Genomic DNA, 14,437 nt, shown 5'->3' on the forward strand with positions numbered 1-14,437 from the left:
GTGTGCGCCACCCGCGTTCTTCCCGGCCGCGCGACCGACCGGAAGTTGCGCGAAATATAGCCCCACGTCCGCGACGGCGGGACATTCGTCACCCGGATGCCAGCCGAGGTCGCACGGTCAGCCGTGTGGGGTCCAGCGGCTGGTCAGGGCACCGATGGCGCCGAGGGCGACGGCGGCCGCGGTGGACGCGCGCAGCACCTCGGGGCCCAGCCGCACCGCGCGGGCCCCCGCGGCGGTCAGCATCGCGATCTCCTCGTCGGCCACGCCACCCTCGGGACCGACGACGAGCAGCACCTCCGCGGGCGCGCCGGACAGGCCCGACGCGAGGCCCTCGGTGGCGGACTCGTGCAGCACCAGCGTCCGGTCGAACGTCGGGCAGAGCGCGGCGAGCTCCCGCGTCGACACCGGCGCGCCGACCTCCGGCACCCACGCCCGGCGAGCCTGCTTGGCCGCGGACCGGACGGTGGCGCGCCACCGGGCCAGCGCCTTGTCCCCGCGCGCCCCGTCCTCCCAACGGACGACGCAGCGCGCCGCCCGCCACGGCACGATCGCGTCGACGCCGGCCTCGGTCGCGAGCTCGACGGCCAGCTCCCCGCGCTCGCCCTTGACCAGCGCCTGCGCGAGCGTGACCCGCGGCGTCGGCGGCTCGAGCTCCGCCCGGTCGAGGACGCGCACGTCGAGCCGGTCGCGCCCGACCGTGTCGACCACCGCGCGCGCGAGGCCGCCGCGGCCGTCGGCGAGCATGATCTCCTCGCCGGGGCGCAGCCGCCGCACCGTGGCGGCGTGCCGGCCCTCGGGGCCGTCGAGGACCGCGTCGGGTCCGGCGGGCAGCTCGTCGACCAGGAACAGCGGCGCGGTGCCCACTGCGGCTGCGTCTCCTTCGCGGTCAGCGGCCGCCGAAGCGCAGCCGGGAGAACAGGCCGTGCCCGTTGCGGGCGCCGACGGCCAGGTCCGGCTGCTCCTCGCCGCGCAGCTCGGCCAGCTTGCGCAGCAGCTCGGTCTGCTCCTTGTCGAGCTTGGTGGGGACGGCGACGTCGACGTGCACCATCAGGTCGCCCTGACCGTCGATGCGGCCGTTGGACCGCAGCCGGGGCATGCCCTTGGCCCGCAGCGTGCGGACGGTCCCGGCCTGCGTGCCCGGCTCGATGTGCAGCTCCTCGACGCCGTCGATCGTCGGCAGCGGGACGGTGGTGCCCAGCGCCGCCGCGGTCATCGGGAGGGTGACCGTGCAGTGCAGGTCGGCCCCGTCGCGGGTGAAGACCTCGTGCGGGATCTCCTCGACCTCGACGTACAGGTCGCCCGCCGGGCCACCGCCCGCGCCGACCTCGCCCTGCCCGGCCAGCCGCACGCGCATGCCGTCGGCCACACCGGCCGGGATCCGGACGCCCACGCTGCGCCGGGAGCGGACCCGACCGTCGCCCGCGCACTGCCGGCAGGGCTCGGAGATGACCTCGCCGAAGCCGCGGCACGTGGGGCAGGGCCGCGACGTGACGACCTGCCCGAGGAACGAGCGCTGCACCGACTGGACCTCGCCGGACCCGCCGCAGATGTCGCACCGGGTGGGCTCGCTGCCGGGTGCGCAGCCGGAGCCGCTGCAGTCGGAGCAGAGCACGGCCGTGTCGACGGTCAACTCGCGCTGGACGCCGCTCGCGCACTCCTCCAGCGACAGCTGCATGCGGATGAGCGCGTCGGCACCCGGCTGGACGCGGCTGCGCGGGCCGCGGCCCCGCCCGCCCGTGGCCGAGCCGAAGAAGGCGTCCATGATGTCGCCGAAGCCGAAGCCCCCGCCGAACGGGTCGCCGCCGCCACCGCCGCGGCCGTTGTCGAGCGGGTCGCCCCCGAGATCGACGATGCGTCGCTTCTCCGGGTCGGTGAGGACCTCGTAGGCGGTGCTGACCTCGCGGAATCGCTCCTGCGCAGCGGCGTCGGGGTTGACGTCGGGATGCAGCTCCCGAGCGAGCTTGCGGTACGCCCGCTTGATCTCGTCGGGACCGGCGCCCGGCTCGAGGCCGAGGATCCCGTAGTAGTCGCGTGCCACCCTTGCGTTCCCCATGGTCCTTCGCTCGACGAGTCGCAGATGTGAGTCGGTTACAGAGTACGTGTCATGGAAGTCGAGCCGGACGGGCTCAACCCCGGGACGTCAGCGCCCCGACAGGATGTCACCCACGTAACGGGCGACGGCATGCACCGCCGCGATCGTGCCGGGGTAGTCCATTCGTGTCGGACCCAGCACACCCATGCCGCCCAGTACCGTCCCCGCTCCGTAGCCGATGGAGACGACGGAGGCACCGCGCAGGTCCTCGACCTCGTTCTCCTCGCCGATGCGGACGGTGACCAGCCCGGGGTCCTGCGCCGCGGCCAGCAGCTTGAGGACGACGACCTGCTCCTCCAGCGCCTCCAGCACCTGGCGCAGCGAGCCGGGGAAGTCGGCGACGTTGCGCGTCAGGTTGGCGGTGCCGCCCAGGACGATGCGCTCCTCGGGATGCTCGACGAGTGTCTCGATGAGCACCGTCGACAGCGTGATGACGACCTCGCGCAGCTCGCCGGGCACCTTGTCGGGCAGCTCGGCGACGGCGGCCGACGCCGCGGCCAGCCGATGACCGACGAGCGCGGCGTTGAGATGGCCGCGCACGGCGGCGATGTCGTCGTCGGACACCACGTCGCCGAGGTCGACGACACGCTGGTCGACGCGCCCGGAGTCGGTGATCAGCACGAGCATCACCCGGGCCGGGGTCAGCGAGACGATCTCGACGTGCCGCACGGTCGAGCGGGTGAGCGTCGGGTACTGCACGACGGCGACCTGCCGGGTGAGCTGGGCGAGCAGCCGGACGCTGCGACGCAGCACGTCGTCGAGGTCGACGGCGCCGTCGAGGAACGTCTGCACCGCGCGGCGCTCGGCCGAGGACAGCGGTTTGACGTCGGCGATGCGGTCGACGAACAGGCGGTAGCCCTTGTCGGTCGGGATCCGGCCTGCGCTGGTGTGCGGCTGGGCGATGAGCCCGTCCTCCTCGAGGACGGCCATGTCGTTGCGGACGGTCGCGCTCGACACGCCGAGGTTGTGCCGCTCGACGATCGTGCGCGACGCGACGGGCTCCTGCGTGGAGACGTAGTCGGCGACGATGGCCTGCAACACCGCGAACCGCCGTTCCTCGGCGTTCACCGCGACCTCCCCCGGCTGTCGACACGCCCGTTCTCTCCTCTCAGTCTAGGTGTTCCCGCGCGGTTCGCCGCCTCTCCCGACGGGCGGCACCACGACAGTGACGCCGCCCACGGCACCGCGGCAGACTGAGCGCCGTGCTGCTGCGCCGCCCCGTGCTCGACGCCGTCGTCGACGGCCGGGTCACCCGCGCCTACCGGCGGTGGGACCGACCCCGGGTCAAGCCGGGGTCGCGGCTGCGGACGGCCGTCGGGGTGCTGGAGGTGACGGGCGTCGAGGCCGTCGACTCCGAGACGCTCACCGACGACGACGCCCGCGCCGCCCTCGACGCGCGGCTCGCGCGGCTGGACCGGGCGTCGGCACACGGGCCGTGGACCGCCCGGACCCTGACGTTGATCGCCGAGAACCCCGAGGTCCGGGCGCCCGACCTGGCCGCGCGGATGGGCCGCGAGACGCTGCCGTTCAAGCGCGACGTCCGCAAGCTCAAGGAGCTGGGGCTGACCGAGAGCCTGCCCGTCGGCTACCGCCTCTCGCCGCGCGGACGGGCCTACCTCGGCCGCTGACGTCGCCGGGCCGCCGACGTCACCGGACGTTCACCCCGTTCCGACGCCTGCTGTGGCAGCGTCGGTTGTCGTGGTCCCCGCGAGCTCCCGCACCCCGGGCCGGCCGGCGCTGAGCCGGCGGGCGCTGCTCGTCGGCGCCGGGGCCGCGGCACTGGTCGCGGCCGGGTCGGTGGCCTGGCCCGCCGGTGCGACGAGCGCCCCCGGCCCCGCGGCCCTGCGGGACCTGGTCCTGGCGTCGGCCGGCCGGCCCTACACCGGGGTCGCCGAGGCGTCCGGCCGGCTCGGGCTGCCCGAGCTGCCGCAGCTGGAGCAGGCGACGGCGCTGTTCACCCGGACCACCCGCATCCGCGCGTTCCACGCCGGCCCCGACCGCTGGCGCGTCGACGAGCTCACGCCCGCGGGCGAGCGCGACACCTACCACCTCGGCGACACCGAGACGTTGTGGGACTTCGGCTCCGGGCGGCTGACCCGGGTCACCGGCAGCACGTCGCTGCGGCTGCCACGGGCCGCGGACCTGCTCCCGCCCGACCTCGCCCGGCGCATCCTCGCGGCCGCGGCCGCCGACCCCGTCACCGCGCTGCCGGCGCGCCGCGTCGCCGGCCGGTCGGCCGCGGGCCTCCGCGTGACCCCCGTCGATCCGGACACGACCGTCGCGCACGTCGACGTCTGGGCCGACGCGCCCACCGGGCTGCCGCTGCGCGTCGAGGTCGCGGGCCGTGCCGACCCCGGCAGGCCGGTCCTGATCAGCGAGCTGACCTCGGTCGACCTCACCGCGCCCGCCGACGACGTGCTCACCCCGGTCCTGCCGCCGGGCGGCACCGCCGCCGAGGTGCGGGCCGTCGACCTCACCGGCGCGCTGCGGGTGCTCGGCGCCGCCGCCCCGCCCGCGCGGCTGGCGGACCGCGACCGCAGGCCCCGCTACCCCGACCTGCCCGGCGTCGGCGTGTACGGCCCCGGGCTGTCCGGGTTCGTGCTCGTCCCGCTGACCGGGCGCGTCGCCGCGCAGGCGGTGCAGGGTGCCTCGGGTGCGGGGGCCGTGCCGATCGAGGTCCCGACGGGACGCGCGGTCGGGGTGTCGACGCCGCTGCTGTCGGTCGCGGTCCGCGCGGGTGGGCGGCGCGGGGCGCTGCTCGTCGGCACCGTCTCCCCCGACGTGCTCGCCCGGGCCGTCACCGAGCTGGCAGGACAGCCCCGGTGAGCGGACCTCCTGTGATCAGCACCGCCGGGCTGACCAAGCGTTTCGGCCGCGTCGTGGCCGTCGACCACGTCGACCTCGACGTGCCCGCCGGGGTGCGGTTCGGGCTGCTGGGGCCCAACGGGTCCGGCAAGACCACGCTGGTGCGGATGCTGCTCGGGCTCGTGCACGCCACGTCCGGCGGCGCGACCGTGCTCGGGGAGCCGATGCCACGCCGGGCGTCGACGGTGCTGCCGCAGGTCGGCGCCCTCGTCGAGGGCCCGGCGGCGTGGGGGCACCTCTCGGGGCGGGCGAACCTGCGGCTGCTCGACGCGGCCGGACCCGGGGGCCGCCGTCGGACCCGGCGCGCACGGGTGGCCGACGCGCTGGAGCGGGTCGGGCTCGGCGGCATCGACCGACGGCCGGTCCGCGCGTACTCGCTGGGCATGCGCCAGCGGCTCGGCATCGCCGCGGCCCTGCTGCGCGCGCCGCGGCTGCTCCTGCTCGACGAGCCGACCAACGGCCTCGACCCGCGCGGGATCCACGAGATCCGCGACCTGCTCGTCGCCCTCAACGAGGCGGGCACCACCGTCGTGCTGTCGAGCCACCTGCTCGCCGAGGTCGAGGTGCTCTGCACCCGGGTCGGGGTGATGGACGCGGGCCGTCTCGTCCTCGCCGACGACCTGGACGCCCTGCGCGCCCCCACCGGCCGGATCCGGGTCCGCACCCCCGATCCCGGCGCCGCGCTCGCGCTGCTCGACGGGCGGGTCGAGGCGCACGACGGCGGGATGCTCACCGTGCGCGGCGACGATCCGGCCGAGCTCAACGCGATGCTCGTCGGGGCCGGGGTCCCGGTCGACGCGCTCGACCGGGAACGGCGCACGCTCGAGGAGGTCGTCCTGGAGGTCACCGGCAGCGGCTCCGACCGGTTCGACGGACGGGGACCCGGGACGGGGCGCCACGCATGATCGGTACCGAACTCGCCCTCATGCTGCGCCGCCGCCGGGTGTGGCTGTGCTGGGCGCTGCTGTGCCTGCTGCCGACCGTCGTCGCCGTCCTGCTCGCCACGACCCGGCTCGCGCCGCCGCCCGGCAGCGGCGGCGCGTTCCTGTCGGCCGTGCTCTCGGACGGCCAGCTCTTCCCGGCGGCGGCGTTGGCCCTGGTGCTGCCGGTGTTCCTGCCGATCACCGTCGCGATCGTCTCGGGTGACGCGGTCGCGGGCGAGGCGTCCGCGGGGATGCTGCGCTACCTGCTCGTCCGGCCCGTCGGGCGGCTGCGGCTGCTCGTCGCGAAGCTCGTGTCGGTCGCGGCGTTCACCCTGCTCGCGGTCGTGTTCGTGACGGTGACGTCGTACGTGGTCGGCGTGCTGGCGTTCGGTGTCGGACCGGGCGCGGAGATCGGCGGTGCGGGGACGATCACGTCGCTGTCGGGGGCCACGCTGACGCCGCTGCAGCTCGTCGGCCGCACGGCGGGCACGGTCGGCTACCTCGCGCTGTGCATGCTGACCCTCGGAGCCGTCGGCATCTTCTTCTCCACGCTCACCGACTCGCCGCTGGCCGCCGCGCTCGGGGTGCTCGCGGTCGTCGTGACGAGCGCGGCGTTGCAGCCGCTCGACGCCGCCGAGGCCGTCCGCACCTTCCTGCCGACCCAGCACTGGCTCGCGTGGATCGACCTCTTCCGCGACCCGCCGCTGCTCGACGCCGTCCGGACGGGTGTGGAGGTGCAGCTGGGCTGGATCGTCGTCGCGTTCGGGGCGGCGTGGGCCAACTTCACGACGAAGGACGTGACCAGCTAGAAGGTCGTGGGCGCTGGTCAGCCCGCCGCGCGGAGGGTCGCGCAGTCCGCCGGGCCGGGCACCGTCAACGGGCCGGTGCCCAGTGCGCGCAGGACGGCGCCGGTGACGACCGGGTCGGTGGGCAGGCCCGAGTGCGTGACCCGCGCGCCCGGGCAGACCGCCTGGACCGAGGTGTCCAGCGCGCCCGCGAGCCGCGCCGAGTCCGGCGGGGTGACGGTGTCGTCGTCGGTCGTCCACAGCGACAGCCACGGCACCTGCGACCCCACGTCCGCCTTCTCGATCTCGGTGAGCTCGGGCGAGCCGGGGACGAGCTGGCGGCACGCGGTCGGGCAGGCGTCGGGGGCGAGCGAGACGCCGGCCGTCGCCAGGGTCGTGCCGTGCAGCGGGGCGCCCAGCGTCACGACCCGGCGGGCCCTGGTGGCGCCGTCGTCGCGGGCGAGCCAGAGGCCCGTGACGACCCCGCCCGCCGAGTAGCCCACGACGTCGACCGACGGCGCGCCCGCCGCCAGCGCCGCATCGACCGCGGCGTTCAGCACGGTGACCTGCGCGGACAGGTCGCCCGTGCCGTCGCCGACGAGGGTGAGCACCTGCGCCTGCCGGCCGGTCGCCTCGATCCTGCGCGCCAGGGCCAGCAGTGACGTGCGGCTGCCACCGTAGCCGGGGACCAGCAGCACCGTGCCGGGGCGGTCCTGCGCGGGTCGGCTGCCCGCCGTCGGTTCACCGGGGCCCCCGGCCGCCCTGATGCCGACGACGACGCCCACCACGACCAGCACGAGCACCAGCACCGCGACCAGCACCCTGCGCCGCGGGCTCACCCCGACGTCCCCGGCACGTGCCGTCGGTTCATACCGGGACCGCGGTGAGCAGGTCGGTGACGACGCGGTCGGCCAGCAGGCGGCCGCGGCGGGTCAGCACCGCGCGTCCGGTCTCCAGGGCCGCGCCGTCGAGCAGGCCCTCGGCGGCCGCGCGACCCGCGGCGGCCCGGCCGGGGGCGTCGAGCAGGTCGAGCGGCAGGCCCGTCGCGAGCCGCAGCCGCAGCATGACCCGCTCGGTCGCCCGCTCCTCGGGGCCGAGCACCTCGTGCCCCGCCTCCGGTGCCTCACCGGCGGCCAGCATCGCGGCGTAGCGGGCCGGGTGCTTGACGTTCCACCAGCGCCGCCCGGCCAGGTGCGAGTGGGCTCCGGGTCCGGCGCCCCACCAGTCGCCGTCGAGCCAGTAGCCGAGGTTGTGCCGGCACGCGGCGGCGTCGTCGCGCGCCCAGTTGGACACCTCGTACCAGCGCAGACCCGCCTCCGACAGGGTGTCGTCGAGGATCTCGTAGCGCGCGGCGGCGACGTCGTCGTCCGGGGCGGGGAGCTCGCCTCGGCGGACCCGTCGCGCCAGCGCCGTGCCGTCCTCGACGATCAGCGAATACGCCGAGACGTGGTCGACCTCGGCGGAGAGCACGGCGTCGAGGGAGGCGCGCAGGTCGTCGTCGGTCTCGCCGGGCGTGGCGTAGATGAGGTCGAGGTTGACGTGCCCGATCCCCGCGGCGCGGGCCTCCCGGGCGGCGGCGACGGCGCGGCCCGGGGTGTGCCGCCGGTCGAGGACCGCCAGCACGTGCGGCGCGGCCGACTGCATGCCCAGCGACACCCGCGTGTAGCCGGCGTCGACCAGCCCGGCGAAGAACTCCGGTGACGTCGACTCCGGGTTGGACTCCGTCGTCACCTCGGCGCCCTCGGCCAGGCCGAACTCGGCGCGTACGGCGTCGAGCACGGCGCCGAGACGCTGCGCTCCGATCAGCGACGGGGTGCCGCCCCCGACGAACACCGTGTCGACCCGCCGGTCCCCCACCACCGCCGCCGCCCCTGCGAGCTCGCGGCGCACCGCCTCGAGCCAGCCGTCGGGAGACGCGCCGGAGTCGGCGAGCTCGTCGGCGGTGTAGGTGTTGAAGTCGCAGTACCCGCAGCGTGACGCGCAGAACGGCACGTGGACGTACACGCCGAACGGCGTCGGGACCTCTGGGTCGGGCACTCCGTCGAGGTTAGCCGCCGGATCGGGGGCCGCCACCTCCGCCGCCTCCACCACCGCCTCCACCACCGCCCAGCGTCCGCAGACCGGGGGCGCCGCCGGTGGGCAGCGGCTGCGACAGGTCGGCGAGCACGACCTGGTCGCCCTGACCGACGCCCGAGAGGATCTGGGTCGACGTCGCGCCGGACGCGCCGATCCGCACCGGCACCGCCACCGGCTTGCCGCCGCGCAGCACCTCGACCGTGCTGCCGGCCGGGCCGGTGTGCACCGCCGAGGTCGGGACGGTGAGCACCGCGGTCGCCGACGCCACGGTGAGGGTCACCGTCGCGCCCGAGCCGGCGGGCAGGGCCGGCGGCGTGCCCGTGAGCGCGATCGTCACGGGGTAGGTGACAGGAGAACCCGTGCCGCCGGGCAGCAGGCCGACCGAGGCCACCGAACCCGTGATCGGCTGGGCCGAGCCGTCGGACACGACGGTCGCCCTGTCGCCGACGTGCACGCTGCCGATCGAGCTCTCCGGGACCTGGACGGTCACGTCGTCGGCGCCCTGGCCGAGCACGACGACCTGCGCCGCGCCCGTGCCCCCGCCGACCTGCTGGCCGACGGTGAGGTTCACCGCCGCGACCGTCCCCGCGATCGGGGCGACGAGCTGGGCCTGGTCGAGGTTCTGCTGCGCGGTCGTCAGCGCGGCCGAGTCGGCGTCGACCTGGGCCTGGTCGGCGGCGAGCTGGGCCGCGGTGACGACGGTCGTCCGGCCACCGCCCGAGCCCGCGCCCCCGGCCCTGGCACCCGCACCGGCGAAGGCCTGGATCCCGGCGACGCCGCGGTTCGCGGCCGCCGCACCGCCCGCACCGCCCGCACCGTGACCGGCCGCACCGTTGCCGCCCCCGGCACCGGCAGCGCCGGCTCCGGAAGCAGCGCCGGCTCCGGAAGCACCGCCCGGTCCGCCCGCACCCGCCGCCCCGCCCGCTCCGCCCGCTCCCGGGGCACCGCCGGAGCCCGCGCCGGTTCCACCTGCACCCCCGGCACCCGCGCCCGTCCCGCCCGCGCCCGGTCCCCCGGGTCCGCCGGTCCCGCCCGCGCCCGGCCCCCCGGTCCCGGTGCCACCGGTCCCGGACCCGGCGGACCCGCCGGACCCGCCGGTCCGGGGCCCGCCGGGCCCCGAGCCGCCCGTCCCCGAGCCGCCCGTCCCGGTGCCGCCCGTGCCCGAGCCGCCCGTGCCGGGGCCGCCCGTCCCGGAGCCGCCCGTCCCGGAGCCGCCCGTGCCGGAGCCCGAACCCGGAGCGACGGCCGCGAGGGCGGCGTCGAGCGCGGCCTCGTCGGACGCGAGGGTCTTCTGAGCGGCGGCGACGGCCTGCTGGTCGGCCATGACCGTCCTGATCGCGGCCTGGCAGGTCACGAGCAGTGCCGCGGGCCCCGAGGCCGCCGACGCGTCGACGACGCCGGACGTGCCCGTCGTGAACACCGCGTCCGACGCGTGCGCGCCCCTCGACGACGACGGCGCGGTCCTCGGAGCCGTGGTGGGACGAGCCGTCGTCGCCGGGGCCGCAGTCGTCGGCGCTGTCGTCGGGGCGGTCGTCGGGACGGTCGTCGGGACGGTCGTCGTCGGGACGGTCGTCGTCGGGGCGGTCGTCCCGGTCGCCGGGGTGACCGCGGTGAAGCCCGGCGCCAGCACCGGCGCGCAGGCGGTGGTCGACACGGTGAGGTCCCGCTGGGCGACCGCGAGCAGCTCATCGGCCTTGCGCTGGTCGGCCAGGACGGCGGTCTGCGCGGCGGGGATGCCGCCCGGCGCCGCGGCGGGGACGACGTCGGCCGCCGCGACCGCGGTCACCCGGACGGCACCGGGAGGTACGCCGTCGACCGGACCGAGGTCCGCCGACGGCACGGCTCCGGCCCCGACGCCGGCCGGCTCGGTGGACACGACGTACGAGGCCGGGACCGCACCACCGGCGCCCGCCGCCGACGCCTGGCCCGACCGGTCCGCGGCGAGCCGCGCCTGCGCCGCCGCGAGCTGCGAGCGGGCCTGCGCGACCTGCGCGTCGAGCGACGTCGTGTCGAGCGTCGCGAGCACCGCGCCCGCGCCGACCTGCTGCCCGACCGTCACCGGGACCGTCGTGACCTGCCCGGAGATCGGGAAGGAGAGATCGGCCTCGGACGTGGGCGTGACGGTCCCGGCGGCGTCCAGCGTGGCGGCGACGTCTCCGGTGCGGGCGACGGCGGTCCGGTAGTCGCCCGAGTCGCTCGCGTTCGCCACGCCCGTGATCACGAGCGCGACGACCAGGACGGTCACCGCCGCGGCGGCGATCCAGACCCGGCGGCGGACCCCGGTCCTGCCCAGGGCAGCGGTCATCACTCGCTCCGCAGTGCGTCGATGGGGGCGAGCCGTGCAGCACGGCTCGCGGGGTACACGCCGAACACCAGCCCGATCGCGATCGCGACGACGATCGCGCCGATCGTCACCGGCACGGACACGACGATCGGCTGTCCGATGGCGTGGGAGAGCAGGAAGGCGGCGAGGCCGCCGAGGATCGCGCCGGCGACGCCGCCCGCGAGCCCCAGCACCCCGGCCTCGACGAGGAACTGCCGGCGGATCACCGACGGCGTCGCGCCGAGGGCCTTGCGCAGGCCGATCTCGCGGATCCGTTCGGTGACCGACACCAGCATGATGTTCATGACCCCGATGCCGCCGACCAGCAGCGAGATCGCGGCGATGCCGCCGAGCACGGCGGTCAGGGCGCCGGTGATGGCGTTGGCCGTGTCGAGGATCGACTGCTGGCTGGTGATGGTGAAGTCGGCGTCGGCCGGGTCGGTGATCCGGTGCAGCGCCGTCAGCTCGGCGTCGGCCTCCTGGTAGGCGCCGGGCAGGACCTCGTTCGACGCCGCCTGCAGGTAGATGGCCTGCACCGCGGTGCGCGCCGAGCCGCCGATGATCCGGTCGGCGGCCGTGGTGAAGGGCAGGATCGCCTGGTCGTCCTGGTTCGTCGCGGCCGACGACCCCGCGGACGCGAGCACCCCGACGACGGTCATCGGCACCCCGGCGACGTTCACCGTCCGCCCGACGGCCTGCCCGCCGCCGAACAGCTCCGACGCGGTCACCGACCCGAGCACGACGACGGGCGAGTGCGCGGTGACGTCGTCCGTGGTGAGGAAGCGGCCCTCGGCGACGGTCCGGGCGCGGACGCCCGCGTACTCGGGCGTCGTCCCGACGACGGTCGTCGTCCAGTTCGCCGTGCCGGCGGTGAGCGCCTCGGAGCGCTGGACGGTCGGCGCGACGGCGGCGACGTCGGGCGCGACGTCGTGGGAGGCGAGCGCGGTGGCGTCGGCGAGGGTCAAGGTGGAGGCGCTCCCGGCACCGCCGCGCAGCCCGTTCGCCCCGGTCGTGCTCCCCGGGGTGACGACGAGCAGGTTGCTGCCCAGCGCGTTGATCTGCGACGTCACGGTCCGCTGTGCGCCCTGGCCGAGCCCGACGGTGAGCATCACGGCCGCGATGCCGATGAGGATGCCCAGCATCGTCAGTCCCGACCGGAGCCGGTGGGACCGGACGGCGTCCCAGCCGGTCCGGATGGTCTCGCGCCAGTTCACGCGGCGACCCCCGCACCGGTGTCGGAGTGGATCTCCCCGTCCAGGATCCGCACGACGCGCGAGGCCGCCGCGGCGACGTCCTCCTCGTGCGTGATCAGCACGACGGTGCGGCCGAGCGCGTTGAGCTCGGCGAGCAGCGCGAGCACGTCGGTGGTCGCGGCGGAGTCGAGGTTGCCCGTCGGCTCGTCGGCCAGCAGCAGGGCGGGTTCGGTGACCAGGGCCCGCGCGATCGCGACGCGTTGCTGCTGGCCGCCGGAGAGCTCACCGGGACGGTGTTCGGCGCGCGCGGCGAGGCCGACCCGGGCCAGTGCCGCGAGGGCCCGGTCCCTGCGCTCGGCGCGCGCGACGCCGGCGTAGCTGAGCGGCAGCTCGACGTTGCGCCACGCCGGCATCGACGACAGCAGGTTGAACTGCTGGAAGACGAACCCGATGCGCCGGTTGCGGACGGCGGCGAGCTCCTCCTCGTCCATCTGCCCGACGTCGGCGCCCGCCAGCCGGTAGCTGCCGGTCGAGGCGACGTCGAGGCAGCCCAGTACGTGCATCAACGTCGACTTCCCGGAGCCCGACGGTCCCATGATCGCGACGTACTCGCCCTCGTCGATGCGCAGGTCCACCCCGCGCAGGGCGTCGACCTCGAGTGGGCCGCTGCGATAGGTCTTGCCGACGCCGACGAGCTCGATGAGGGCCTCGGCGCGGCCGGGCGGGGAGCCTGCGGCGGTGGTCACGAGCCACCGCCCACGACCGGGCGCGGGCCGCCGCCCCCTGCACCGCCGCCGCCCCCGGCACCGCCGCCGCCCCCGGCACCGCCGCCGCCGAAGCGGCCGCCGCCGCCACCGCCGCCGCCACCACCGCCACCGCGGCCGCCGAACCCGGCGCCGCCGCCGAACCCGCCGAAGCCCCCGCCCCCGCGGCCGGCCGTCGCGCCCGGCGTCCCGGTGGGCACGACGACCTCGGTCCCGGCCGTGATCCCGGAGAGGATCTGGGTGCGGGCGCCGTCGGTCGCACCGACCTGCACCGGGACGGTCTTCTCCGAGCCGGCGGAGTCGACGAGCACCGACGCGTTCGCGCCGGACCCGCGCACCGCGGCGGACGGCACGAGCAGCGCGCCGTCGGTCTGCGACGTGGTGATCGTGACCTGCGCGGTCTCACCGGCCCGGAGGCTCGACGCGTCGCCGGTCACCGTCAGCGTCACGGGGTAGCTCGCCACCCCGGAGCTGGACGACGCGACGAGCCCGACCGTCGAGACCGTGGCCGCCACGGGCGTGGTGGTGCCCGTCGGGACGACCTGCGCGCTCTGCCCGGCCTTGAGCGAGGCGACCTCGGTGTCGTCGACGGTCGCGTTCACGACGAACGTCCCGGTGCTGATCACGACGACGTCCGCCGTCGCGGACGAGGACCCGGCCGCGGACGACCCGCCGCCCGCCCCGGCGCCGCCACCGCCCCCCACCGCCGATCCGGTACCGGATGACCCTCCCGACGACCCGCCTGCCGACCCGCCGCCGGAGACCTGCTGCCCGGCCGTGACGTTCACGGCCGCGACCGTCCCGGCGAAGGGTGCGGTCAGCGTCGCCTGGGACAGGTTGCGCCGGGCCACGGCGAGCTGGGCCTGGGCCGCGGACAGGGCGGCGGCGTCGGCGTTGCGCTGGGCGGCGCTCGCCCCGGAGTCGGCGTCAACCTTCGCCTGCGCGCTCGCGACGCTCGCGTTCGCCTGGGCGACCTGTCCGGGCAGGCCGGCGGAGTCGACCGTCGCGAGGGTGGCCCCCGCGGCGACCTGCTGGCCCACGGTCACCGACACCGACGTCACCTGCCCGGAGACGCCGAAGTCGAGGTCGGCGCGCTGTGCGGGCGCGATCGTGCCCGTGGCGCCGACGGTCGTGCGCAGCGTCCCCACCTGGGCCCGCACCAGCGTGGGTGCCGGGCCCGCCGACGAGCCCGGCAGCGTCACCGCCAGCACCACGCCCACGACGACGACCACGACCGCCGCGACGACGATCCAGCGCACCCGACGCGACCAGGACCGCGGCGCGAGCGCCCGCCGCCGGGCCGCACCGGCCCCCGGTGGCGACCCGCCCGCTGCCGGCCCGGCCCCGATCGGCGCCGTGTCCGCCGCACCGGCGACACCGGGCGCCGTCTCCTCGACGGGTGACTCGGCCAACTCG

The 14,437-nt window shown here is 76.6% G+C and carries 13 protein-coding genes; 4 read left to right on the plus strand and 9 right to left on the minus strand.

The genetic code is table 11. The features are described 5' to 3' along the window. Positions 1-117 precede the first annotated feature (117 nt). The 3 genes from PSD17_RS24050 to hrcA form a co-directional block, all read right to left on the minus strand. The gene (locus tag PSD17_RS24050; RefSeq protein ID WP_339124619.1) at positions 118-864 is read right to left on the minus strand and encodes a 16S rRNA (uracil(1498)-N(3))-methyltransferase; all 747 of its coding nucleotides are present in this window, start codon (positions 862-864) and stop codon (positions 118-120) included. A gap of 22 nt (positions 865-886) precedes the next feature. After that, on the minus strand, positions 887-2,038 hold the full coding sequence (gene dnaJ, locus PSD17_RS24055; RefSeq protein WP_339124621.1) for a molecular chaperone DnaJ: 1,152 nt from the start codon (positions 2,036-2,038) through the stop codon (positions 887-889). A gap of 102 nt (positions 2,039-2,140) precedes the next feature. Further along, a complete protein-coding gene (hrcA, locus tag PSD17_RS24060; protein ID WP_041762075.1) occupies positions 2,141-3,160 on the minus strand; it encodes a heat-inducible transcriptional repressor HrcA in 1,020 nt (339 codons plus the stop codon). A 134-nt stretch (positions 3,161-3,294) separates the two neighbouring features. On the opposite strand from hrcA, the gene PSD17_RS24065 reads away from it, so the two are divergent. The 4 genes from PSD17_RS24065 (at position 3,295) to PSD17_RS24080 (ending at position 6,689) form a co-directional block, all read left to right on the plus strand. After that, a complete protein-coding gene (locus tag PSD17_RS24065) occupies positions 3,295-3,720 on the plus strand; it encodes a hypothetical protein (RefSeq protein ID WP_339124624.1) in 426 nt (141 codons plus the stop codon). 70 nt (positions 3,721-3,790) lie between these two features. Then, the gene (locus tag PSD17_RS24070) at positions 3,791-4,918 is read left to right on the plus strand and encodes a hypothetical protein (RefSeq protein WP_339124626.1); all 1,128 of its coding nucleotides are present in this window, start codon (positions 3,791-3,793) and stop codon (positions 4,916-4,918) included. An 11-nt stretch (positions 4,919-4,929) separates the two neighbouring features. Then, positions 4,930-5,862 (plus strand): ABC transporter ATP-binding protein, encoded by a 933-nt coding sequence (locus tag PSD17_RS24075; protein WP_379652768.1) that lies wholly within the window; start codon positions 4,930-4,932, stop codon positions 5,860-5,862. Further along, positions 5,859-6,689: an ABC transporter permease gene (locus PSD17_RS24080; RefSeq protein WP_013676566.1), complete on the plus strand. Its 831-nt coding sequence runs from the start codon at positions 5,859-5,861 to the stop codon at positions 6,687-6,689. Before PSD17_RS24075 ends, PSD17_RS24080 begins: the two co-directional genes overlap by 4 nt. A 17-nt stretch (positions 6,690-6,706) precedes the next feature. Here the strand turns inward: PSD17_RS24080 and PSD17_RS24085 are convergent, their stop codons facing one another. The 6 genes from PSD17_RS24085 to PSD17_RS24110 are packed head-to-tail and all read right to left on the minus strand — an operon-like array spanning position 6,707 to position 14,433. Continuing rightward, a complete protein-coding gene (locus PSD17_RS24085) occupies positions 6,707-7,504 on the minus strand; it encodes an esterase/lipase family protein (protein WP_339124630.1) in 798 nt (265 codons plus the stop codon). A 28-nt stretch (positions 7,505-7,532) separates the two neighbouring features. Continuing rightward, positions 7,533-8,702 (minus strand): radical SAM family heme chaperone HemW, encoded by a 1,170-nt coding sequence (gene hemW, locus PSD17_RS24090; RefSeq protein ID WP_339124631.1) that lies wholly within the window; start codon positions 8,700-8,702, stop codon positions 7,533-7,535. 10 nt (positions 8,703-8,712) lie between these two features. Beyond that, the gene (locus PSD17_RS24095; RefSeq protein ID WP_339124633.1) at positions 8,713-11,046 is read right to left on the minus strand and encodes an HlyD family efflux transporter periplasmic adaptor subunit; all 2,334 of its coding nucleotides are present in this window, start codon (positions 11,044-11,046) and stop codon (positions 8,713-8,715) included. Further along, the gene (locus PSD17_RS24100) at positions 11,046-12,278 is read right to left on the minus strand and encodes an ABC transporter permease (protein WP_339124634.1); all 1,233 of its coding nucleotides are present in this window, start codon (positions 12,276-12,278) and stop codon (positions 11,046-11,048) included. The genes PSD17_RS24095 and PSD17_RS24100 overlap by 1 nt, the downstream gene beginning before the upstream one ends. Continuing rightward, entirely contained in the window at positions 12,275-13,003 is a 729-nt protein-coding gene (locus PSD17_RS24105) for an ABC transporter ATP-binding protein (RefSeq protein WP_013676571.1), read from the minus strand. The genes PSD17_RS24100 and PSD17_RS24105 overlap by 4 nt, the downstream gene beginning before the upstream one ends. After that, positions 13,000-14,433: an efflux RND transporter periplasmic adaptor subunit gene (locus tag PSD17_RS24110; RefSeq protein ID WP_339124635.1), complete on the minus strand. Its 1,434-nt coding sequence runs from the start codon at positions 14,431-14,433 to the stop codon at positions 13,000-13,002. Before PSD17_RS24110 ends, PSD17_RS24105 begins: the two co-directional genes overlap by 4 nt. Positions 14,434-14,437 lie beyond the last annotated feature (4 nt).

The organism is Pseudonocardia sp. D17 (genome assembly GCF_036984265.1).
Taxonomy (GTDB): Bacteria; Actinomycetota; Actinomycetes; order Mycobacteriales; family Pseudonocardiaceae; genus Pseudonocardia; species Pseudonocardia benzenivorans.

Coding starts and splice junctions, on each gene's coding strand:
- PSD17_RS24080 (WP_013676566.1), top strand. CDS start 5,859: ATGATCGGTACCGAACTCGCCCTCATGCTGCGCCGCCGCCGGGTGTGG.
- PSD17_RS24095 (WP_339124633.1), bottom strand. CDS start 11,046: ATGACCGCTGCCCTGGGCAGGACCGGGGTCCGCCGCCGGGTCTGGATC.